Genomic DNA, 21,345 nt, shown 5'->3' on the forward strand with positions numbered 1-21,345 from the left:
TGCGCCGTCGTGACAGTCGCATTGGCATTGAGCAGCAATTGCGCCATCGGCTTGCCGAACAGGTTGGAGCGGCCGATGACGGCGGCGTTGAGGCCCGACAGGTCCTCGCCATGGATCGAGCGCACCAGCAGCATGGCGCCAGCCGGCGTGCAGGAGATCAGCCCAGTTGCAAGGTCGCCGGTTGCCAGCTTGCCGGCATTGACGACATGCAGCCCGTCGACATCCTTGTCCGGCCGGATCGACTGGATGATCGCATCGGAATCCAGGTGCTTCGGCAGCGGCAGCTGCACCAGAATGCCGTGGATGGACGGATCTTCGTTGAGGGACTGGACCAGGTCAGCAAGCGCCTCCTGCGTGGTCTCGGCCGGCAGCGTGTGCTGGACTGAGTTGAAACCGCACTCCTTGGCCATCTTGCTCTTGGAGTTCACATAGGCGTGGCTGGCCGGATCGTCGCCAACGATGACGACCGCAAGTCCGGTCTTCACACCGGTCTCCGCCTCAAGCCCTGCGGCCGCACTCTTCACCGCCCCGATTACCGAAGCGGCTGCAACCTTGCCATCGATCACTGTTGCAAGCGTCATAGCTCAGCCCATGCGCTCGGATGCGTAGCTTCCCGGGCTTGCCGGGAAGACAACGGTGCGGTTGCCGTTGAGGAAGGTGCGGAAGTGGATATGCGCATGGATGGCGCGCGCCAGGACCTGGCTCTCGACGTCACGGCCGATCGAGACGTAATCATCGGCCGACTGCGCATGCGTGATGCGCGCCGTATCCTGTTCGATGATCGGGCCCTCGTCGAGATCGGCAGTGACGTAATGCGCCGTCGCCCCGATCAGCTTCACGCCGCGCTCATAGGCCTGCTTGTACGGATTGGCGCCCTTGAAGGACGGCAGGAAGGAATGGTGGATGTTGATGATGCGCCCCGACATCTTCTGACACATGGAGTCCGACAGGATCTGCATGTAGCGGGCGAGCACGATCAGCTCCGTGCCGGTCTGCTCGACCACATCCATGATCCGGGCTTCCGCCTCGGGCTTGTTGGCCTTGGTCACCGGAATATGGTGGAAGGGGATGTCGTGATTGACCACGACCTTCTGATATTCGAAATGGTTGGAAATGACGCCGACGATGTCGATCGGCAGCGCGCCGATCTTCCAGCGATAGAGCAGGTCGTTGAGGCAATGGCCGAAGCGCGAGACCATCAGCAGCACCTTCATGCGCTTCTTGCTGTCATGAATGTCGGCAACCATGGCAAACTTCTCGGCGATCGGCTTGAAGCCCTCGACCAGCGCCGCCTCGCCGACGCCCTCTTCAGAAATGAAGGAGACGCGCATGAAGAACATGCCGGTATCGAGATCGTCGAACTGGCTGGAGTCGACGATGTTGCAGCCCTGTTCGGCGAGATAGCCGGTGATCGCGGCAACAATGCCGCGGGTCGATTTACAGGATACAGTCAGTACATAGTTCTTCATGATGATCTTCCTCCGCCATCAACGGGCGATACCCAGCTGCTGCGCCGGAGCTTGGAACTCCGGCGCGCCTGCTCATTCGGGAAACCCTCCGCTCGGCGCTCAGATATCGAGCGTGCTGTCGCGTTCCCACTGCGTGAAGTGCGAGCAGTAGGCGTTCCATTCCTGATGCTTGAGCTTCAGATAGGCGGCAGAGAATTCCGAGCCGATTGCCTCCTTCAGACCCTCGTCCTCGTCATAGGCCCGCAGTGCGTCGAGCAGGTTGAGCGGCAGGCGGGGGGCGTTCTTCACCAGATGCCCCTCTGCATACATGTCGATATCGTGATGCGGGCCGGGATCGGCCCTATTGCGCAAGCCGTCGAGGCCGGCAGCGATGATGATCGCCTGAAGCAGATAGGGATTGACCGCACCATCAGGCAGGCGCAGCTCGAAGCGGCCGGGTCCCGGCACGCGCACCATATGGGTACGGTTGTTACCGGTCCATGTCACGGTGTTGGGAGACCAGGTGGCGCCCGACGTTGTGCGCGGCGCATTGATGCGCTTGTAGGAATTGACCGTCGGATTGGTGATCGCCGCCAGCGACGAAGCGTGTTTCATGATGCCGCCGAGGAAGTGCCGGCCTTCCGCCGATAGGCCGAATTCCGCTTCCCTGTCGGCAAAGACGTTGGTCCTGCCATCGTTGCTCCACACCGAGATATGGCAGTGGCAGCCATTGCCGGTGAGACCCTTGAAGGGCTTCGGCATGAAGGTTGCGCGCAAGCCATGTTTCTCGGCGACCGATTTGACCATGAATTTGAAGAAGGAGTGCTTGTCCGCGGTCTTCAGGGCGTCATCGAATTCCCAGTTCATTTCAAACTGGCCGTTGGCATCCTCGTGGTCGTTCTGATAGGCGCCCCAGCCGAGTTCGAGCATATAATCGCAGATCTCGGCAATGACGTCATAGCGGCGCATGACGGCCTGCTGATCGTAGCAGGGCTTTTCCGCGGTGTCGTATTCGTCTGAGATCTTCGAACCATCGGCGGTGATCAGGAAGAATTCGGCTTCGACGCCGGTCTTGACGCGCTTGCCTTCCGCTTCAGCCTGCTTGACGAGCTTTTTCAGCACGTTGCGCGGCGCCTGGGCGACCAACTCGCCCTCCATCATGCAATCGGCCGCAACCCATGCAACATCCTTCTTCCATGGGAGCTGGATGACGGATGATGCATCTGGTACGGCAAACAGATCGGGATGAGCCGGCGTCATGTCGAGCCAGGTGGCAAAACCGGCAAAACCTGCGCCGTCTTCCTGCATCCCGGCAATAGCCTGGGCCGGCACCAGTTTGGCGCGCTGACCGGAAAAAAGATCGGTATAGCTGATCATGAAATATTTGATGCCTTTGTCTTTCGCAAAAGCAGCAAGATCCAGTGTCATTCTCGTTCCCCTTTGGATTTCTTCGAGACACTTCGATGTATGCATGCAGCAGCCGGGCTCTTCGGCCCGGTCGGAAAAGTCAGATGGCTAGTAGCCTCCCTTGCCCGGATACCAGTTGGTGCCGGCAAGCGGGATTTGCGCCATGGCCGCGGCCTCCATCGTCAGCGCGCACAGGTCCTCCGGCTCCAGATTATGCAGATGATTCTTGCCGCAGGCACGCGCAATCGTCTGCGCTTCCAGCGTCATTACCTTAAGATAGTTGGCAAGACGTCGGCCTGCCACGATCGGGTCCAGCCGCTTTGAAAGCTCCGGATCCTGCGTGGTGATGCCGGCTGGGTCTTTGCCCTCATGCCAGTCGTCATAAGCGCCAGCCGTCGTGCCGAGCTTCTGGTACTCTTCCTCCCAGCGCGGATCGTTGTCGCCGATGGCGACCAGTGCCGCCGTGCCGATCGCAACCGCATCCGCGCCGAGCGCAAGCGCCTTCGCCACATCCGCGCCAGAGCGAATGCCACCGGAGATGATCAGCTGCACCTTACGATGCATGCCAAGATCCTGCAGCGCCTGAACGGCGGGACGAATGCACGCAAGGGTCGGCATGCCGACATTTTCGATAAAGACATCCTGGGTCGCGGCCGTGCCGCCCTGCATGCCATCGAGGACGACGACATCAGCGCCGGCTTTGACAGCAAGGGCGGTATCGTAATAGGGACGCGCACCGCCGACCTTGACGTAGATCGGCTTTTCCCAGTCGGTGATCTCTCGCAATTCCATGATCTTGATCTCGAGATCGTCCGGCCCGGTCCAATCGGGGTGGCGGCAAGCCGAACGCTGGTCGATGCCTTTCGGCAGGTTGCGCATGTTGGCGACGCGGTCGGAGATCTTCTGGCCGAGCAGCATGCCGCCACCGCCGGGCTTGGCGCCCTGCCCCACGACGACTTCGATTGCGTCAGCGCGGCGCAGATCCTTGGGGTTCATGCCGTAGCGCGAGGGAAGATACTGATAGACCAGCGTCTGCGAATGGCCGCGTTCCTCATTGGTCATGCCGCCATCACCCGTCGTGGTGGACGTGCCCGCAAGCGTGGCGCCGCGGCCGAGTGCTTCCTTGGCGTTGCCCGACAAAGCGCCGAAGCTCATGCCGGCAATCGTGATCGGTGTCTTGAGCGTGATGGGTTTCTTGGCGAAACGACTGCCGAGAACGACCGTCGTGTCGCATTTCTCGCGATAGCCCTCGAGAGGATAGCGGGAAATCGACGCACCGAGGAATAGCAGATCGTCGAAATGCGGCACCTTGCGCTTGGTGCCGGCACCGCGGATATCGTAAATCCCCGTCGCTGCGGCGCGGCGGATTTCGGCCAGCGTGTGATCGTCAAAGGTTGCGGACTTGCGCGGGGGCGTAAGCGGGTTGTGATAGCTCATAGTGTCCCTTTCGCCTCAATACGCGTCGGCATTGTCGATGTTGAAGTTGTAAAGCTTGCGCGCCGATCCATAACGCTTGAATTCCTCCGGCTTTACGCCCCTGACGCCCGCCCGTTCGAGAAGCTCGGCAAGCTTTTGCAGATGCTCCGGCCGCATCTCTTTCTCGATGCAATCGGAGCCCAGGCTTTGCACCGAACCGCGAACGAAAAGCTTGGCCTCGTAAAGGCTGTCGCCGAGCGCATCGCCAGCATCACCGAGTACGACCAGATGGCCGGACTGCCCCATAAAGGCGGACATATGGCCGATATTGCCGTGAACGACGATATCGATGCCCTTCATCGAGATGCCGCAACGGGACGCCGCATTGCCCTTGATGACCAGAAGGCCGCCCTGGCCGGTTGCCCCCGCATACTGGCTAGCGTCGCCTTCGATGACGACGGTGCCCGACATCATATTCTCCGCGACACCCGGTCCGGCGGAGCCGTGTACCGTGACCGTGCCGCCGTCGTTCATGCCGGCGCAATAATAGCCGACCGATCCTCGGATATCGACGGTGACGGGCGTGTCGATGCCGACGGCGACGGCATGATGGCCGCGAGGATTAACGACTTCGAAGGCGGTATCATTGGCGCCGACCGTAAGGCTGTGAAGCATGCTGTTAAATTCGCGCAGCGAAGTAACGGATAGATCGAAAACTGGCATGAAAGAACTTTCTCGATTGCACCAGGACTAAAACTAGGCGGCCTTTTCGTGATCCCAGAAATAGACGGTCGCCGGCTCCGGCTCCCATATGCGGGCATTCTCGATGCCCGGCAGGTTTACGAGCGCCCGGTATTCCGAGCCGAAGGCCACATATTGATCGGTTTCGGCCATGACAGCCGGCTTGCAGGCGATGGGGTCGCGAACGACGCCGAAGCCGGACTTAGTACCGACCACGAAGGTGAAGAAGCCGTCGAGATCGCTGAGTGCGCCGGTCAAAGCCTCGCCGAGATCCTTACCCCTGGCCATCTCGGCGGTCAGATAGGCGGCAGCAACTTCCGAATCGTTCTGCGTCTCGAAGGTCATGCCTTCGCGTACGAGTTCGCGACGAAGATTATTGTGGTTCGATAGAGACCCATTGTGGACCAGGCATTGATCGGATCCGGTCGAGAAGGGATGGGCGCCGAGCGTCGTAACGGCTGATTCCGTTGCCATGCGGGTGTGCCCGATGCCATGGGTTCCCGACATGGCAGCAACGCCGAAACGGGAAATGACATCCTTCGGCAGGCCCGTCTCCTTGTAGATTTCGATGGCGTCGCCGCTGCTCATCACCCGGACATGGGGCCGCAGCGCCGCAATCGCCGCCCTGCCTTCGTCAAGCCTGTTCTTCGCAAGGGTGACGACCGCGTGGGTGCTTTTGACCGCCACAGACACCGGCGCATCGAGCGAGCGCCGCAGTTCATATTCGAGACCGTCGAAATCCTTTGTCGGATCGGCAGACTGAATGGTTATTTTCGCCGTGTTGCCATTATCGTTGCCGTAGATCGCAATACCTGCACTATCAGGTCCGCGATCGGTCATCGTGACCAGCATGGAGGACAAAAGTGCTCCGAGTTTTGGCTCCAGCGCCTTATCCTTCAAGAAGAGACCGACAATTCCGCACATGCCCAAACCCTCCATTTTCGCATCTGCAAAATGGCTAGCAGTTTGATCGCGGCTTTTCAACTCAAAAGAATATTTTTTTCTTTTAAGGCAAGTCAGTCGGTCTTGCCGCGCTGCGGGTAGCTGATGATCGAAAGATACTTCGCCGGCAGTTTCACGAGAACCTCCGGTCCGTGCGGCGCATCGGCATCGAAGAAGAGGCTGTCGCCTGGCTGCATCGGGAAAAGCTGGTCGCCGTGGCGATACATGACTTCGCCTTCGAGCATATAAAGGAACTCCATTCCCTCGTGCTGGAAAGTCGGGAAAACGTCGGAATCGGCCGTCAGAGTGATGAGATAAGGTTCGACGATGACGCCGCTCGAATTATTGTCGATATGGCCGAGCACATTATACTGATGGCCCGCACGCGTGCCGCGCCGCTCAAGCTCGACACCCTGTCCCGCTTTGACGAAGACAGCATTGTGCGGCTCCTCGTAGCGCCGGAAGAAAGCCGTGAGCGGCACTCCCAGCGCACGGGAAAGCGATTGCAACGTCGTCAGGGATGGCGAGATATTGCCGTTTTCGATCTTCGATAGCATCCCGAGAGAAATTCCGGTTGCCGCCGCCAAGTCCGTGACCGTAATGCCAAGTTTCTTGCGATAGGCGCGCACCTCGTGGCCGATCGCCATTTCGAGATTGTTTTCCTTCGGCTCGCGCACCGCGTGCGGATCCTGCAAGAAAGCCGGCCGCCCGCTGTTCGGATGCTCCTCTTTCGCTGTTTTGCCCGGCTTGGTTTTCATTTACAGTTCCTTACGGTTATTCTTCGTTGTCATCACTCTATCCTCACAGTGAAATTTTCTCAACTAAGACGAAAACTACACCCGGCGCGTTTCCTTCGGAGCAATATCGTAAAGGTTGCGATAGGCCCTGGAGAAATGGGCGCCGCTGGAAAAGCCGGTGGCGATCGCGATTTCGGAAATCGACAGCGGGCTCTGTTCAAGCAGCCGTCGGGCGTGCGCCAATCTGATGCGGCGATATTGGTCGAGGAATGTCGAGCCAAGATGCGCAGCAAACAATCGATCGAGATGGCGCGGCGTAACGCCGGCAATCCGCGCCATGCTGGCGCGATCCAGCGGCATCTCGATCGTCTCTTCCATCTTCTCCAGCACGCTCAGCAGGCCGGGATGGTGGACGCCGTAGCGCTCGGCAAGAGAGCCGCGCTGCGGGGCCGTCGGCTCGCCGACTTCCGTATGCAGATACCAATCGCTGACCCGGCGGGCGAAATCCGGTCCCATACGCTCGGAGATCAGCACATGCATCATATCGAGCGGTGCGATGCCACCGCCGCAGGTGATGCGGTTACCATCGATGACGAAACGGGCCTGACGCGGCGACAAGGCGGGAAATGACTCGAGCAGCGCCGGAGCGTGCTCCCAGTGGATGGTGAAATCCCGGTCGGCCAAAAGGCCGGCGGCGGCAAGCAGATAAGGACCGCCGGAAATGCCGCCGATACGCACTCCTTCGCGCGCGAGTTGCCTGAGACAGGCCAGCACCGCAGGATAATGCCAATCTCGCGGCGATCCGCCCGCGCAGACGAAGACCGTTCCAAGCCCGGATCCACGGGCGGGAAGCGGGGCTGCCGGGACGGGCACACCACCCGACGATGAGACGGGCATGCCATCCGGCGAGAAGGTCGACAAGTGGTAGATCTCGCGGCCGGCCAGCAAATTGGCGGCGCGAAGCGGCTCGCTTGCCGAAGCATAAGACATCAGCGCAAATCCTGGGATCAGGATGAAGCCGATATTCTGGACGTTTTTGGCATCGATCGCTGACATGTCCCTTTTCTATCGAAATATGTCCTGAATGGGCAAGTCGGTAAATGCCGTTCTGCCATCATGGATGCAATTCCACTCGGATGACTCCATGCGCTATTCCGCTCTCTCCATTTTCCTCAACGGCCTTCGCGGCAATACCGGCTGGGCGCCCGCCTGGCGCCAGCCACAACCGAAGCAGCATTATGACGTCATCATCGTCGGTGGCGGCGGCCACGGGCTGGCGACGGCGTACTATCTCGCCAAGACCTTCGGCATCACCAACGTCGCCGTTCTGGAGAAGGGTTATCTCGGCTCGGGCAACATCGGCCGCAACACCACGATCATCCGTTCGAACTATCTGCTGCCGGGCAATAACCCTTTCTACGAGCTCTCGATGAAGCTTTGGGAAGGGCTGGAGCAGGATTTCAATTTCAATGCCATGGTTTCGCAGCGCGGGGTCCTGAACCTCTTTCATTCCGATGCCCAGCGCGATGCCTACACGCGACGCGGCAACGCCATGCGCCTGCACGGAGTCGATGCGGAATTCCTTGATCGCGAGGCCGTTCGCAAGAAGCTGCCCTTCCTCGATTTCGACAATGCCCGCTTCCCCATCATGGGCGGCCTGTTGCAGCCGCGCGGCGGCACTGTGCGACATGATGCCGTCGCATGGGGCTATGCCAGAGGCGCGGACAGCCGCGGCGTCGACATCATTACCGGCTGCGAGGTGACCGGCATACGCAGAGACAATGGCCGTGTGACCGGCGTCGAGACCACCAAAGGCTTCATCGGATGCGGCAAGCTGGCGCTTGCGGCGGCCGGCAACTCCACCGTCGTCGCCGACATGGCGGGTCTGCGCCTGCCGATCGAGAGCCATGTGCTCCAGGCTTTCGTTTCCGAGGGATTGAAGCCGTTCATCGATTGTGTCGTGACCTTCGGGGCTGGACATTTCTACGTCTCGCAATCGGACAAAGGCGGCCTCGTCTTCGGCGGCGATATCGATAGCTACAATTCCTATGCCCAGCGCGGCAATCTCGCGACTGTCGAACATGTCGCCGAGGCCGGCGTCGCCTTGATACCGTCGCTGACCCGGGTGCGCTACCTGCGCAGCTGGGGCGGCGTCATGGACATGAGCATGGACGGCTCACCGATCATCGACCGAACCCATATCGACAATCTCTATCTGAACGCCGGCTGGTGCTATGGCGGCTTCAAGGCCACACCGGCCTCCGGCTACTGCTATGCCCATCTGATCGCCCGCAACGAGCCGCATGAAACGGCGCGGCAATTGCGCCTCGACCGTTTCCGGCGAGGCTATCAGATCGATGAAAAAGGCGTGGGTGCACAGCCCAACCTGCATTGAGGACATGACGAGATGGCCAGCCTGATTTCCTGCCCTCATTGCGGCATCCGCCCCAAGGAGGAGTTTACCATCAAGGGTGATGCGAGCCTTGCGCGCCCGGCTGCAGATGCCAATTCGGATATCTGGTACGACTATGTCTATCTGCGCGACAATCCGAAAGGGCAACACAAGGAATATTGGCATCATTCCTCCGGCTGCCGGCGCTGGCTGATCGTCGAACGTGACACCGTCACCCACAAGATCCATGCCGTCAGCGATGCGGCACTTGCCAAGCTTGGAGATGGCGCATGAGCAGTTATCGCCTTTCCTCCGGTGGCCGGATCGACCGCACCAGAACCGTTGCCTTCAGTTTCGACGGCCGGAATTTGAACGGTCATCCCGGCGATACGCTTGCCTCCGCCCTCCTCGCCAACGGCATCCAGCTCGTCGGCCGCAGCTTCAAATATCACCGGCCGCGCGGCATCCTGACGGCCGGTGCTGCCGAGCCCAATGCGCTCGTCACGACCGGCACGGGTGGACGCACCGAGGCCAACACCCGCGCCACGATGATCGAACTTCACGACGGGCTGATCGCACGCAGCCAGAACCGTTGGCCCTCGCTTGGCTTCGATGTCGGCGCCGTCAACGGGCTGCTCTCGCCGTTCCTGAGCGCCGGCTTTTACTACAAGACATTCATGTGGCCGGCCGCCTTCTGGGAGAAGGTTTACGAACCAGTGATCCGCAAGGCTGCCGGTCTCGGCAAGGCTTCCTACGAACCTGACCCCGATTCCTACGAGAAATGCTGGGCGCATTGCGACCTGCTCGTCATCGGCGCGGGACCGACGGGACTTGCGGCCGCGCTGACGGCAGGACGCGCCGGAGCGCGCGTATTGCTTGCGGACGAGGGCTTTGCTCTCGGCGGGAGCTTTCTTGCCGATCGCGAATCCGCCCTCAGCGACATTCTGACGGAGCTCGAAAGCCTGCCGAACGTGCAATGCCTACCGCGCACGACCATCGTCGGCTGGTACGACGACAATGTCTTCGGCGCGGTCGAGCGCGTGCAAAAACATATGGCAACGCCTGATCCACGCCAGCCGGTCGAACGTCTCTGGCGCATCATCGCCAAGCAGGGAATTCTTGCGACTGGGGCGGAGGAGCGACCGCTCGTGTTCGGCGGCAACGACATTCCAGGCGTCATGATGGCCGGCGCCATGCGCAGCTATCTGAATCGCCAGGCTGTTGCTCCCGGCAAGCGCACCGTGGTCTTCACGACCAACAATTCCGGCTACCGAACTGCCGCGGACCTCGAGGCTGCGGGCGTCGAAGTGGCAGCTATCGTCGATACTCGCGCCAATGGCAGCGAACACTGGAACGGCAAGGCGCAAGTGCTGACCGGCGCATGCATCACCGATGCTTTTGGCACAAAGCAAGTCCGTAGGATCAGCATTGCGAGCGCGTCAGGCACGCAGGAGATCGATGCCGATGCTCTTGCGATGTCCGGCGGCTGGAGCCCCATCATTCACCTCGCCTGCCATCGCGGCGGAAAGCCCGTCTGGTCCGACAGACATGCGGCCTTCCTCGCGCCTGAAAGGCAGGAAGGTTTGCAGACAGCGGGCGCCGCTGCCGGTTTTGCCTCAACCGAGGCTTGCCTTGGCGACGGTGCCTGCAAGGCAGCAGAAGCACTCGAGCAGATCGGCTTCGCCAAGGTCGTACCGGCCTTTGCGCTCGAGGAAGACGTTCAGGCTTCAGTCTCGCCACTCTGGTCCGTCAAAGGCGCCAAGGGTAAAGCCTTCGTCGATTATCAGAACGACGTCCATCTCAAAGATCTCGGTCTTGCCGTGCGCGAGGGCTACGGCCATGTCGAGCTTGCCAAACGCTACACGACCAATGGTATGGCAACCGACCAAGGAAAGCTTTCCAATATCAATGCCATCGGCATCCTTGCGGAAGCCCGTGGCGTCTCGCCGGGTAAAGTCGGGACCACAACGTTCCGGCCTTTCTACACGCCGGTCTCCTTCGGCGCGCTGACGGGTAGTTCGCGGGCTAAGCATTTTCAGCCGGCGCGCAAATCCCCCTTGCATGAATGGGCGAAGAAGAATGGCGCGACCTTCGTTGAGACCGGCCTCTGGTATCGCTCCTCCTGGTTTCCGCGCGAGGGCGAAAAGACCTGGCGCGAAAGTGTGGATCGCGAGGTGCTGAACATCCGCAAGAATGCCGGCATTTGCGACGTCTCGACGCTCGGCAAGATCGAGATCTTCGGCAAGGACGCGGCCGCCTTCCTCGACCGCATCTACTGCAACGGCTTTGCCAAGCTGCCCGTCGGCAAGGCACGCTACGGCATCATGCTGCGCGAAGACGGCATGATCTATGACGACGGTACCACCAGCCGCCTCGCCGAAGATCATTTCTTCATGACGACAACGACGGCGCTTGCAGCCGGCGTACTGACACATCTGGAATTCTGCGCGCAGACGCTCTGGCCCGAGCTGGAGGTCTATTTTGCGTCGTCGACCGACCAATGGGCACAGATGGCAGTGGCGGGCCCGAAATCGCGAGCGATACTTTCGGAGATCGTCGATGAAGACATCTCTGATACGGCTTTCTCCTTTATGAGCGCCCGTACTGTTTCACTCTTCGGCGGCAAGCTCGAAGCCCGGCTCTTTCGCATTTCCTTCTCGGGCGAACTCGCCTACGAGCTCGGCGTCCCCGCGGCCTATGGTGAATTCGTCGCCGATGCGATCATGCAGGCCGGCCGGAAGCATGAGATTTGCGCCTATGGTGCCGAGGCGCTCGGCGTTATGCGCATCGAAAAGGGCCATGTCACCCACGCCGAGATCAACGGCACGGTAACACCGGGCGATCTCGGCTTTGTCCGCATGGTCTCGACGACGAAGCCCGATTTCATCGGCAAGGCGATGCTTGCCCGCGAGGGCCTTCAGGCTGCCGACCGCCCTCGCCTGGTCGGCGTCAAGCCGCTGGATCCGGCGAACAGCTTCCGCACAGGCGCTCATATCCTGGCGGCTGACGCCGCAGCAACTCTCGAAAACGATCAAGGCTATGTGACATCGAGCGCCTTTTCGCCAAGCCTCGGTCATACGATCGGTCTCGCATTGGTCAAAAACGGACCGGAGCGCATCGGCGAGAAGATCACCATCTGGAATGGCCTGCGAAACGAATTCACGGATGCGGTGCTCTGCAGCCCCGTCTTTGTCGACCCTCAGAATGAGAAACTCCATGCCTGATTTGCCGACATTGAAGCCGGTCCTCGCCGGCAAGGACGTTTTACGAGGCGAGGCCATCCGGCTGGAAGCCTTGCCGGAAGGGCACCTCCTGCATGTGATGGGCGCGATCACGAGCGAAGAGATTGCGAGCCATCTTCTCGCGGCGGGCCTTAAGGAAAGCTCCGTGCGCCCGGCCGGATATCGGCAATGGTTCATCGCTGGCAATGAGCAACTCGCCAAACCCATTAGGCAGGCTCTTGCGGACGCGCTGGCGGGCCGCGCCTTCATCTCGGACCAGAGCCACGGGCGCATCCGTATTCACGTCTCCGGGCTCGATGCAGTCGCGCTCCTCAACAAGGGTACCGCCGTCGACCTGTATCCAGTGAATTTCCCCGAAGGAAGCAGTGCCATGACCCTCTTCGGTCATATTTCGATCCAACTCACCCGTACCGGCGGCAACGACTTCGAGCTGACCGTGCTGCGGAGCTTTGCGCAATCGCTCTATGAGGAACTCGAGGCGCTGGCGCTATCTTTCGGCTCGTCGCGCGTTGCCTCTTGAACCGCTCCAGATCCGGGAGTGTCGCCCCGATGGTGGGCGCGGCCAGGCAAATGACGTGTTCTTGATGGAATCCTTGGGGAGAGCCTGACGTGCTGCGAGTGCGTTTCCGACTGCGATGAGTACCGGATTGTCGTAGCCGATGGTCGCGATCCCACTCGGTATCTCGACAAGCGTTCCGCGCCAATTGCGCTCTGTTGGCTTGCTGACGTCACTGATGATGACGGCCGATGTCTCAGGGGACAAGCCTTCTTTGAGCAGCCGTTCTGCGATCAACGGTGCCGTCCTGCCCGCCATGTAGAACACGGTCGTCGTATGCGGATCAGCAATGGCAGCCCAATTGATGTCAGCGGGCAGACAGCCGTGCCGGGAGTGCCCCGTCACGAGGCGAACGGACTGTGCATGGTCGCGATGCGTCAGGGAAATCCCGAGCCGAGAGGCCATTGCACTCGCAGCCGTTATGCCGGGAACGATATCGACGGGAATGTTTTCCCGGTCGAGATGCGCGATCTCCTCACCAGCGCGGCCGAAGACCATTGGATCGCCGGATTTCAGCCGAACAACATGCTTGCCTGCCTTTGCGAGCTTCACCATCATGTCGTTAATGTCTTCCTGGCGGCAGCTCGTACGGCCGCCGCGCTTGCCAACCAGCATGCGTTTGGCTTCACGCCGGGCAAGCTCCAGGACCTCTGTCGAAACCAGATCGTCGAAGAGGATCACGTCGGCCGCCTGCAACGCACGGACAGCCTTCAGCGTTAGCAGCTCGGCATCGCCGGGCCCTGCTCCAACAAGCGTGACGCGGCCTCCTGATGAATGGGCGGGCGCTTCCCGAAGCCGCTCGGCTTCATCGAGAAGCTGCCCGCCGACGCCCTCCTCCGGCGTATCTAAACCTGAAAACGCGCGATCGACGAAGCCCTCCCAGAAGAGGCGACGCAGCGGCCCCGGCGCAAGCCGCTCATGGACAGTCTCTCGCAGTGACAGTGCGAGTGCTGCCCAACCTTTCAACGCCCGGGGTAGCAGCGTCTCTATCCGCCGGCGGATCGCTTGAGCGAGGATGGGAGCTGCTCCATCCGTCGAAATCGACACCACGACCGGCGAGCGATTGACGATCGATCCGAACTGGAACTGGCAAAAGGCGGGCTTGTCTATGACATTGACCGGCACGCCGGCCATACAGGCGGCTTCGAAAAAGGCCTGTGCTTCACCGTCTTCCCCGCAATCGGCGATGGCGATGGCCGCACCTGCAAAGCTTGCTTCATTCCACATCCGTGGGTGATGGGTGAAGCCGGCTTGCGGATGTTCGGCGCCGCGCAGGATCAGCTTTTCGAACGTGTCGGAAAGCTCGTCTGCATAGACATGAACGTCGGCGCCGCAGGCGGCAAGAAGCTCCGCCTTCCAGGCAGCCGCATCCGAGCCGCCGGCGACGATGACGCGTTTGCCTTCAAGCGCCCAGAACACCGGCAATTTGGCAAGCGGCTCCATTCGGGCGGGTACGTCACTCCGCGGCAGCTGCAAGACATCCATCGATGATCCCTCTGATTTCGGCACGGCAGGAGCCGCAGTTGGTTCCCGCTTTGAGCTCTTTGCCCACCGCCTCGACGCTGTGGCAGCCACCACGAATTGCCGCGACGATCTGGTTGACGCCGACCCCGAAGCAGGAGCAGACGGTGGCGCCGGGATCGGGTTTGTCCGCACCTGGGCGACCGGCGACGAGAGCGAAGCGCTTGCGCAGATTGGTGTGTTCGGCGGTGAGCTGAGAGATCGCCCAGCTGCGGGCAACGGCGACCGGCTGTCGAGCGACGAATAGAGCTGCGAGCAGCCGCTCCCCATCGAAGAAGGCCAGGCGCAGATCGCCGGAGGCTTGATCGGCATAGCCGAGCGGCTCCAGATTGGCGGGTATATCGAACGTCGCGCGGCACCAGCCGATCCAGTTCTCCGGTATAAGGTCGAAGGCAAGTTCGGTCCGCCATCCGCCATTGGCCTTGGCGAGCGCCCAATAAGGGCTATCGAGATCGCGCGGCTTTGCTGCCGAGACCGCGAAGCAATAGTGCGATGCCCGGAAACGACGTGCGCGAACCGCGACATTCTTCGAAGCCGGCTGGCCGGAAACCGGATCCGTGAGGGGGGCAACCACGGCGTCGATACGGGCTTTGGCGGCAAAACTATCGTTCCAGTGCATCGGCACGAACAGGCTGCCACGCGCCTGTCGCTCCGTCACCAAAGCGCGGACGATTACCTTGCCATGCGGGCTTTCGATCTCGACCAGGCTGGCTTCCGCGACACCGATTTCGATCGCATCGCGGGGATGGATCTCGGCAAAAGGCTCGGCAATGTGGGCCGATAGCCGTGCGCTTTTGCCGGTACGGGTCATGGTGTGCCAATGATCGCGAACGCGCCCGGTATTGAGTGTCAGCGGGAAGCGGCTGTCGGTTCGATCGCTTGCCGGCGGCTCGATCGCGACGAAGCGCGCCTTGCGATCGGGATGATAAAATCCGCCATTTGCGAAGAAGCGCGTCGGCTTTGGTGTCGTTCCGGCAGGCTGCGGCCACTGGAAAGGCTGAAGTGCGTCATATTCCGCGGTCGCGACCGCTTCATAAGCACCGACGTCGAAGTCGCGGCTACCCTGGTTTTCGAAGCTGGAGAGGCCAGCATGCTCAGCGAAAATATCTGCGTTCGTCCGGAAGGAAAAAGCTTGGGAAAATCCCATGCGACGGCCGACCTCCGCCATTTGCCACCAGTCCGACCTGGCTTCGCCTGGCGCCGTCAGAAATTGGCGCTGCCTGGAGATCCGTCGTTCGGAATTGGTGACGGTGCCGTCCTTTTCGCCCCAGCCAAGTGAGGGCAGCAGCACATGCGCGTGCCGCGTCGTATCCGTCTCTCGCAGGACATCGGAGACGACGACGAAAGGACAGGCCTTGATGGCGGCCTCTACGGCGTCAGCATCCGGCATCGAGACGACGGGGTTCGTCGCCATGATCCAGAGCGCCTTGATCCGGCCATCCGCGACGGCGCGAAACATATCGACAGCTTTCAAGCCCGGCTTGGCGGCAATCCGCGGTGATCGCCAGAAGCGCTGCACCCGGTCGCGATCCTCAGCACTCTCGATCGCCATGTGCGCGGCAAGCATGTTGGCGAGCCCGCCGACCTCGCGACCGCCCATGGCGTTCGGCTGGCCGGTCAGCGAGAATGGCCCCATGCCGGGCCGGCCGATACGGCCGGTCGCGAGATGACAGTTTATGATGGCATTGACCTTGTCGGTGCCGGATGAGGATTGGTTGACGCCCTGGCTGTAGCAGGTGACGACCTTCTCGGTCGCAGCAAACAGCCGATAGAACTCGCGAAGCTGCATGGCGGGCAAACCGGTCAGGTCAAGCACCTGGTTGAACGACAAGGAGCTTGCGGCGGCGAAAGCCTCGGCAAAGCCGCCGGTATGTTCGGCAATGTAGTTCTGGTCGATCGTATTGCTAGCAACCAGATGCTCAAAAAGACCCATGAACAGCGCTACATCGGCATCCGGCCGGATTGCGAGGTGCAGGTCGGCAATATCGCAGGTCATCGTGCTGCGCGGGTCGATGACGACGATCTTCATGCCGGGGCGCGCCGCCTTGGCAGCGGCGATGCGCTGGTAGAGCACCGGATGGCACCAGGCAAGATTGGAGCCCGCCAGCACGATGAGGTCAGCCAACTCCAGATCCTCATAGGTGCCGGGCACCGTATCCGAGCCGAAGGCGCGGCGATGGCCGGCGACGGATGACGACATGCAGAGCCTGGAATTGGTGTCGATATTGCCAGAGCCGATAAAACCCTTCATCAGCTTGTTGGCGACATAATAATCCTCGGTCAGCAACTGCCCGGAGACATAGAAAGCGACTGAATTCGGTCCGTATTTTTTGATCGTATCCGCAAACTTTCCGGCGACCAGATCGAGCGCCTGGTCCCAGCTGGCCATTTGGCCGGCAATTTCCGGATGGAGGAGGCGCCCGTCGAGATCGATCGTCTCAGCAAGCGCCGATCCCTTGGAGCACAGACGCCCGAAATTGGAAGGATGGTCGGGATCGCCTTTGACGGAGACCTTGCCGTCTTCGCCGACCTTGGCGATGACGCCACAACCGACGCCGCAATAAGGGCAGGTTGTCTTGACCTCCGTTTCCATCATTCAGCCGCCATCATCAGGCTTTCGAACGCGATGAAGAGAGCACCATTCTCGTTGCGGATCGGAATGGTCCGCACCTCGCCTTGGTCGGCTCCAACCGCCTTGCCGGTTTCGAGCGAGATCACCCAATTGTGCAGCGGGCAGGTCACGGCCTTGCCGTGAACGATGCCCTGGCTCAGCGGGCCGCCTTTGTGCGGGCAATGATCCTCGATGGCAAAAACCTCGTTTTCGGCAGTGCGGAACACGGCAATCTTGCCCTGTGGGGTTTTCACGCACCGGGCACCACGCAGAGGAATGTCCGAGATATCGCCGATTTCATACCAGGTTTCTTTTGACCAATTCATATCAATCTCCTCACTCTGCAGCCTGATGGAAACCGACGGTCGCCATCGGCTTGAACTCGTGCTTGTCCTTGCCGGAGACACGCTCCGACCAGGGATCAACCTGCGCGAATGTCTGACTGAAGACGAAGCGCTCGTAATAAGCCTTGCGCTTTTCGTGATCCTGCATGATCTGGCGGCGGATCTCGTCGAGACCGATGCGCTTGGCCCATTTATAGATGCGCTCAAGATAGCGGGCTTGTTCTCGATACATCTGCGTCAGCGCCACGATATGTTCGAGCGCCTCGTCCTCCGTCTTGACGAGGCCCAGAACCTCCGTGCCCTTGATGTCGAGGCCGGCCGCACCGGCGAAATGGATTTCGAAACCGCTGTCGACGCAGATGACGCCGATGTCCTTACAGGTCGCCTCGGCGCAATTGCGCGGACAGCCGGAGACGGCCATTTTGAGTTTTGCCGGCGTCCAGGAGCCCCACATGAATTTTTCGATGCGGATGCCAAGGCCGGTGGAATCCTGCGTGCCGAAGCGGCACCAGTCCGAGCCGACGCATGTCTTCACCGTACGCAAGCCCTTGGCATAGGCCTGGCCCGAAATGAAGCCGGCCTTGCCGAGGTCGGACCAGACGGCGGGCAGATCCTCTTTCTGCACGCCGAGAAGGTCGATACGCTGGCCGCCCGTCACCTTCACCATCGGGATTTCGAATTTGTCGACGACATCGGCGATCGCGCGCAGCTCGTTGGAGCTGGTAACGCCGCCCCACATGCGCGGCACCACGGAATAGGTTCCGTCCTTCTGGATGTTGGCATGCACGCGCTCATTAATGAAGCGCGACTGATAGTCATCGGCATATTCGTCCGGCCAGTCGCAGACGAGGTAGTAGTTCAACGCCGGGCGGCACTTCGCGCAGCCGCAGGAGGTCTTCCACTCCAACTCCTGCATGACAGCGGGAATGCTCTTCAGCCCTTTGGCCTTTATGAGTCTTCTGACATCATCATGTCCGAGTTCGGTGCAGGCGCACATCGGCTGGACGGCGGCGGGGTTGTAGCTGTCGCCAAGCGTGATCGACATCAGCTGTTCGACAAGGCCGGTGCAGGAGCCGCAGGAGGCCGAAGCCTTTGTGTGGGCACGCACGTCGTCGAGCGAGGTCAGGCCCTTGGCTGTGATGGTCGAGGTGATTTTGCCCTTGCAGACGCCGTTGCAGCCGCAGATTTCCGCATCATCCGGCAAGGCTGCAACGGCCGCCATAGGGTCCAGCGGCGACCCTCCCTGATAGGCCTGGCCGAAGATCAGGGTCTCGCGCATCTCAGAGATGTCGGTCGCCTTCTTCTTCAGGTCGTTGAACCAGGCGCCGTCGGCCGTTTCTCCGTAAAGCACGGTGCCGATGATCTTGTTGTCCTTCAGCACCAGGCGCTTGTAGACGCCGGCCGCCGCGTCACGCAGGACGATCTCCTCGCGGTCGTCGCCGTCGGCGAAGTCGCCGAGCGAAAACAGATCGATACCGGTGACTTTCAGCTTCGTCGGCGTGTCCGAGTGCACGAAGGCGGCGGTCGTGTCGCTAGCGAGATGCGCGGCGGCGACGCGCGCCATCTCATAAAGCGGTGCGACGAGGCCATAGACCATACCGCCAACCTCGGCGCATTCGCCAAGTGCCAAGATGCTGCCATCGGAGGTCTGCATGCCGTCGTCGACGACGATGCCGCGGTTGACGGCGATGCCGGCCTCCTTGGCAAGACCGATATTGGGGCGAATGCCGACGGCCATGACGACGAGCGTGGCGGGGATCACGCGTCCATCATCGAGCTCGATCCCCTCGACTTTGCCATTACCGACGATCGCCTTGGTATTGGCCTTGGTGATGACCTTGATGCCGCGTTCCTCGACGGCCTTTTGCAGGAGATAGCCCGCGGCCGGATCGAGCTGACGTTCCATCAGCGTCGGCATGACGTGGAGAACGGTGACGTCCATGCCGCGGGAGGCAAGGCCGGCCGCCGCTTCGAGACCGAGCAGACCACCACCGATGACGATCGCCTTTTCGCGCGACTGCGCCGCAAGCAGCATCGCCTGCACATCGTCGAGGTCGCGATAGGTGATGACCCCCGGCAACTCCTTGCCTGGGACCGGAATGATGAATGGGACGGAGCCGGTCGCAATCACCAGCTTGTCGTAACTCTCGGTCACGCCATGGTCCGACGTTACTGTCTTTGCAGCGCGGTCGATGGCGACGATCTTGTGTCCCTTGTAGAGGGTGATGCCGTGCTTGATGTACCAGCCGTCGCCATGGATGATGATCTGCTCATAGTCCTTCTCGCCGGAAAGGACCGGCGACAGCATGATGCGATCGTAGTTGACGCGCGGTTCGGCGTTGAAGATCGTGACCTGATAGAGATCAGGCGCCTTTTCCAGAAGATGCTCCAGCATGCGCCCTGGGGCCATGCCGTTGCCGATGATGACGAGTTTCCGGGTCATAGTTCTAAGTCCTTGAGATCAGGTAGCGGTCACGACGGGCGCGGAGAGCCCGCGGCGCTCAAGCTGGCGAATAGAGAGGTGCATCCAGATGAGCGAAATCGCGACAATCGCAAACAACAGCAGGAAACAGCTCGACCAAAGCCCAGTCAGATCCTTGAGCAGGCCGAAAGCAATGGGCAGGATGAAGCCGCCGAGACCGCCCATCATGCCGACGATGCCGCCAACGGCGCCGATATTCTCCGGGTAATAGGCAGGGATATGCTTATAGACGGCCGCCTTGCCGAGGCTCATGACGAAGCCGAGAACGAAGATGACCGCGATGAAGACCGGCGGCGTGATTCCGAAGGCGGAGCCGGATGCAGGCGCAGCCGGTAGCGAAAGGATCAGCGTCGTGACTGCCGACACCGCCAGCATGACGTACATGACGCTTCGGGCTCCCTTCCTGTCCGAGACCATCCCACCGAAGGCACGGAAAATGCTGCCAGGAATGGAGTAGGCGGCGGCCACCATACCGGCGACCTCCAGATTGAAACCGTAGACGCCGATCAGATAACGAGGAAGCCACAGCGACAGGGCTACGAAGCCGCCAAAGGCGAAAAAGTAGTAAAGCGAGAACCGCCAGACCTGGGCGTTCCTCAACGGTGCGAATTCCTGCAGTAGGCTCTTGGATGGGAGCTTGCGGTCGCGACGTACGCGGAAAGCCGGATCGTCTGTGGTGGTGAACCAGAAGACGATCGCCATTGCAGCAAGCACCAATGCCCATATCTCGGCGACAGCTTGCCATCCCCATGCAATCAGGACGAAGGGAGCCGCAAACTTGGTGACGGCGGCACCGACGTTGCCAGCTCCGAAGATACCAAGTGCCGTCCCCTGCTTCTCTGGTGGAAAGAACGGCGAGACATAGGCGACGCCAACCGCGAACGCGCCGCCGGCAAGCCCGACACCAAGGCCGGCGATCAGCATCTGCGCGTAAGTCGTGGCATAGGATAAAAGAAAAGTTGCCGCGGCTGCGGCCAGCATCGTGACTGTATAGACGAGACGGCCGCCATAACGGCCCGTCCAAATCCCGAGCACGATGCGAACAACCGATCCGGTGAGAACCGGCGTGCCGACAAGCAATCCGAACTGGGCTTCGGAAAGGCCGAGCTCCTGCTTGATGCGAATGCCAATGATCGCAAAAATCGTCCAGACTGCAAAACAGAGGGTGAAAGCAATTGTGGAAATCCACAATGCCTTGGCTGGCTCGCCGGGGGATATGGATTGCGCTCTCTCATGAACAGACATGATTTCTCCAAGGCCGACAAGGTCGGGCCGATCCATCGCTAGGGTTGAAAATAAAATGCCGCTGGTCAGGGCGCATACGTCGGTGTAGCGCGAGGTCTTCCGATCAGCAGCTTTGCTGGTGACGCCCGTCGTTGGACGCCAAAATCGTGGCCGAAGGCCTACCCATTACCAAGCAATGACCATGCCAGATTGATTACACCATTGTTTTTAAATGATTATATTCAGAGCCTGCCGGCGATGGATTGCTGCAATGGCGAGATC

17 protein-coding genes are annotated in these 21,345 nt (G+C 60.7%); 4 read left to right on the top strand and 13 right to left on the bottom strand.

Annotated features, from left to right (window positions below; genetic code table 11):
* The 8 genes from GA0061102_RS28980 to GA0061102_RS29015 form a co-directional block, all read right to left on the bottom strand.
* On the bottom strand, positions 1-581 hold a 581-nt coding region (locus tag GA0061102_RS28980), incomplete at its 3' end, for a tetrahydrofolate dehydrogenase/cyclohydrolase catalytic domain-containing protein (RefSeq protein ID WP_280949847.1).
* A gap of 3 nt (positions 582-584) precedes the next feature.
* Positions 585-1,469, bottom strand: a complete 885-nt coding sequence (purU, locus tag GA0061102_RS28985) for a formyltetrahydrofolate deformylase (protein ID WP_092855659.1) — start codon at positions 1,467-1,469, stop codon at positions 585-587.
* Positions 1,470-1,568: 99 nt separating this feature from the next.
* Positions 1,569-2,876, bottom strand: coding sequence for a type III glutamate--ammonia ligase (gene glnT / locus GA0061102_RS28990; protein ID WP_092855661.1), 1,308 nt, complete (start codon positions 2,874-2,876; stop codon positions 1,569-1,571).
* A gap of 87 nt (positions 2,877-2,963) precedes the next feature.
* Entirely contained in the window at positions 2,964-4,292 is a 1,329-nt protein-coding gene (locus tag GA0061102_RS28995; RefSeq protein WP_004125619.1) for an FMN-binding glutamate synthase family protein, read from the bottom strand.
* 15 nt (positions 4,293-4,307) lie between these two features.
* Entirely contained in the window at positions 4,308-4,994 is a 687-nt protein-coding gene (locus GA0061102_RS29000) for a GltB/FmdC/FwdC-like GXGXG domain-containing protein (RefSeq protein ID WP_092855663.1), read from the bottom strand.
* Positions 4,995-5,027: 33 nt separating this feature from the next.
* Entirely contained in the window at positions 5,028-5,936 is a 909-nt protein-coding gene (locus tag GA0061102_RS29005) for a class II glutamine amidotransferase (protein ID WP_092855665.1), read from the bottom strand.
* Positions 5,937-6,028: 92 nt separating this feature from the next.
* Positions 6,029-6,712, bottom strand: a complete 684-nt coding sequence (locus GA0061102_RS29010) for a helix-turn-helix domain-containing protein (protein WP_092855666.1) — start codon at positions 6,710-6,712, stop codon at positions 6,029-6,031.
* 75 nt (positions 6,713-6,787) lie between these two features.
* Positions 6,788-7,747, bottom strand: coding sequence for a GlxA family transcriptional regulator (locus tag GA0061102_RS29015; protein ID WP_092855668.1), 960 nt, complete (start codon positions 7,745-7,747; stop codon positions 6,788-6,790).
* An 88-nt stretch (positions 7,748-7,835) separates the two neighbouring features.
* Between GA0061102_RS29015 and GA0061102_RS29020 the strand changes: the two genes are divergently transcribed.
* The 4 genes from GA0061102_RS29020 to GA0061102_RS29035 are packed head-to-tail and all read left to right on the top strand — an operon-like array spanning position 7,836 to position 12,845.
* Positions 7,836-9,086 (top strand): sarcosine oxidase subunit beta family protein, encoded by a 1,251-nt coding sequence (locus GA0061102_RS29020; RefSeq protein WP_092855700.1) that lies wholly within the window; start codon positions 7,836-7,838, stop codon positions 9,084-9,086.
* A 12-nt stretch (positions 9,087-9,098) separates the two neighbouring features.
* Positions 9,099-9,377, top strand: a complete 279-nt coding sequence (locus GA0061102_RS29025; protein WP_092855670.1) for a sarcosine oxidase subunit delta — start codon at positions 9,099-9,101, stop codon at positions 9,375-9,377.
* Complete coding sequence (locus tag GA0061102_RS29030) at positions 9,374-12,307, top strand: sarcosine oxidase subunit alpha family protein (protein ID WP_092855672.1); 2,934 nt, start codon at positions 9,374-9,376, stop codon at positions 12,305-12,307. The genes GA0061102_RS29025 and GA0061102_RS29030 overlap by 4 nt, the downstream gene beginning before the upstream one ends.
* On the top strand, positions 12,300-12,845 hold the full coding sequence (locus tag GA0061102_RS29035) for a sarcosine oxidase subunit gamma (RefSeq protein WP_092855674.1): 546 nt from the start codon (positions 12,300-12,302) through the stop codon (positions 12,843-12,845). Before GA0061102_RS29030 ends, GA0061102_RS29035 begins: the two co-directional genes overlap by 8 nt.
* Here GA0061102_RS29035 and cysG read toward each other — a convergent pair.
* Genes cysG through GA0061102_RS29060 form a run of 5 tightly spaced genes read right to left on the bottom strand, consistent with a single transcriptional unit; the run spans position 12,813 to position 21,084 of the window.
* Positions 12,813-14,366: a siroheme synthase CysG gene (gene cysG, locus GA0061102_RS29040; RefSeq protein ID WP_092855676.1), complete on the bottom strand. Its 1,554-nt coding sequence runs from the start codon at positions 14,364-14,366 to the stop codon at positions 12,813-12,815. The genes GA0061102_RS29035 and cysG overlap by 33 nt on opposite strands.
* Entirely contained in the window at positions 14,338-16,995 is a 2,658-nt protein-coding gene (locus tag GA0061102_RS29045) for a nitrate reductase (protein ID WP_092855678.1), read from the bottom strand. The genes cysG and GA0061102_RS29045 overlap by 29 nt, the downstream gene beginning before the upstream one ends.
* Positions 16,995-17,339 carry a nitrite reductase small subunit NirD gene (gene nirD / locus GA0061102_RS29050; protein WP_092855680.1) on the bottom strand — a complete coding sequence of 115 codons (345 nt, stop codon included), beginning with the start codon at positions 17,337-17,339 and terminating at the stop codon, positions 16,995-16,997. The genes GA0061102_RS29045 and nirD overlap by 1 nt, the downstream gene beginning before the upstream one ends.
* Before the next feature lie 10 nt (positions 17,340-17,349).
* Entirely contained in the window at positions 17,350-19,800 is a 2,451-nt protein-coding gene (gene nirB / locus GA0061102_RS29055) for a nitrite reductase large subunit NirB (RefSeq protein WP_092855686.1), read from the bottom strand.
* An 18-nt stretch (positions 19,801-19,818) separates the two neighbouring features.
* A complete protein-coding gene (locus GA0061102_RS29060) occupies positions 19,819-21,084 on the bottom strand; it encodes an MFS transporter (RefSeq protein ID WP_092855688.1) in 1,266 nt (421 codons plus the stop codon).
* Between the last annotated feature and the right edge of the window lie 261 nt (positions 21,085-21,345).

The sequence above is a fragment of the Martinezella miluonensis genome (assembly GCF_900094545.1).
GTDB lineage: Bacteria > Pseudomonadota > Alphaproteobacteria > Rhizobiales > Rhizobiaceae > Rhizobium > Rhizobium miluonense.

Excerpts from the sequence above, each read along its gene's own strand:
- purU (WP_092855659.1), bottom strand. The coding sequence starts at position 1,469 with ATGAAGAACTATGTACTGACTGTATCCTGTAAATCGACCCGCGGCATT.
- glnT (WP_092855661.1), bottom strand. The coding sequence starts at position 2,876 with ATGACACTGGATCTTGCTGCTTTTGCGAAAGACAAAGGCATCAAATAT.
- GA0061102_RS28995 (WP_004125619.1), bottom strand. The coding sequence starts at position 4,292 with ATGAGCTATCACAACCCGCTTACGCCCCCGCGCAAGTCCGCAACCTTT.
- GA0061102_RS29000 (WP_092855663.1), bottom strand. The coding sequence starts at position 4,994 with ATGCCAGTTTTCGATCTATCCGTTACTTCGCTGCGCGAATTTAACAGC.
- GA0061102_RS29005 (WP_092855665.1), bottom strand. The coding sequence starts at position 5,936 with ATGTGCGGAATTGTCGGTCTCTTCTTGAAGGATAAGGCGCTGGAGCCA.
- GA0061102_RS29010 (WP_092855666.1), bottom strand. The coding sequence starts at position 6,712 with ATGAAAACCAAGCCGGGCAAAACAGCGAAAGAGGAGCATCCGAACAGC.
- GA0061102_RS29015 (WP_092855668.1), bottom strand. The coding sequence starts at position 7,747 with ATGTCAGCGATCGATGCCAAAAACGTCCAGAATATCGGCTTCATCCTG.
- GA0061102_RS29020 (WP_092855700.1), top strand. The coding sequence starts at position 7,836 with ATGCGCTATTCCGCTCTCTCCATTTTCCTCAACGGCCTTCGCGGCAAT.
- GA0061102_RS29025 (WP_092855670.1), top strand. The coding sequence starts at position 9,099 with ATGGCCAGCCTGATTTCCTGCCCTCATTGCGGCATCCGCCCCAAGGAG.
- GA0061102_RS29030 (WP_092855672.1), top strand. The coding sequence starts at position 9,374 with ATGAGCAGTTATCGCCTTTCCTCCGGTGGCCGGATCGACCGCACCAGA.
- GA0061102_RS29035 (WP_092855674.1), top strand. The coding sequence starts at position 12,300 with ATGCCTGATTTGCCGACATTGAAGCCGGTCCTCGCCGGCAAGGACGTT.
- cysG (WP_092855676.1), bottom strand. The coding sequence starts at position 14,366 with ATGGATGTCTTGCAGCTGCCGCGGAGTGACGTACCCGCCCGAATGGAG.
- GA0061102_RS29045 (WP_092855678.1), bottom strand. The coding sequence starts at position 16,995 with ATGGAAACGGAGGTCAAGACAACCTGCCCTTATTGCGGCGTCGGTTGT.
- nirD (WP_092855680.1), bottom strand. The coding sequence starts at position 17,339 with ATGAATTGGTCAAAAGAAACCTGGTATGAAATCGGCGATATCTCGGAC.
- nirB (WP_092855686.1), bottom strand. The coding sequence starts at position 19,800 with ATGACCCGGAAACTCGTCATCATCGGCAACGGCATGGCCCCAGGGCGC.
- GA0061102_RS29060 (WP_092855688.1), bottom strand. The coding sequence starts at position 21,084 with ATGTCTGTTCATGAGAGAGCGCAATCCATATCCCCCGGCGAGCCAGCC.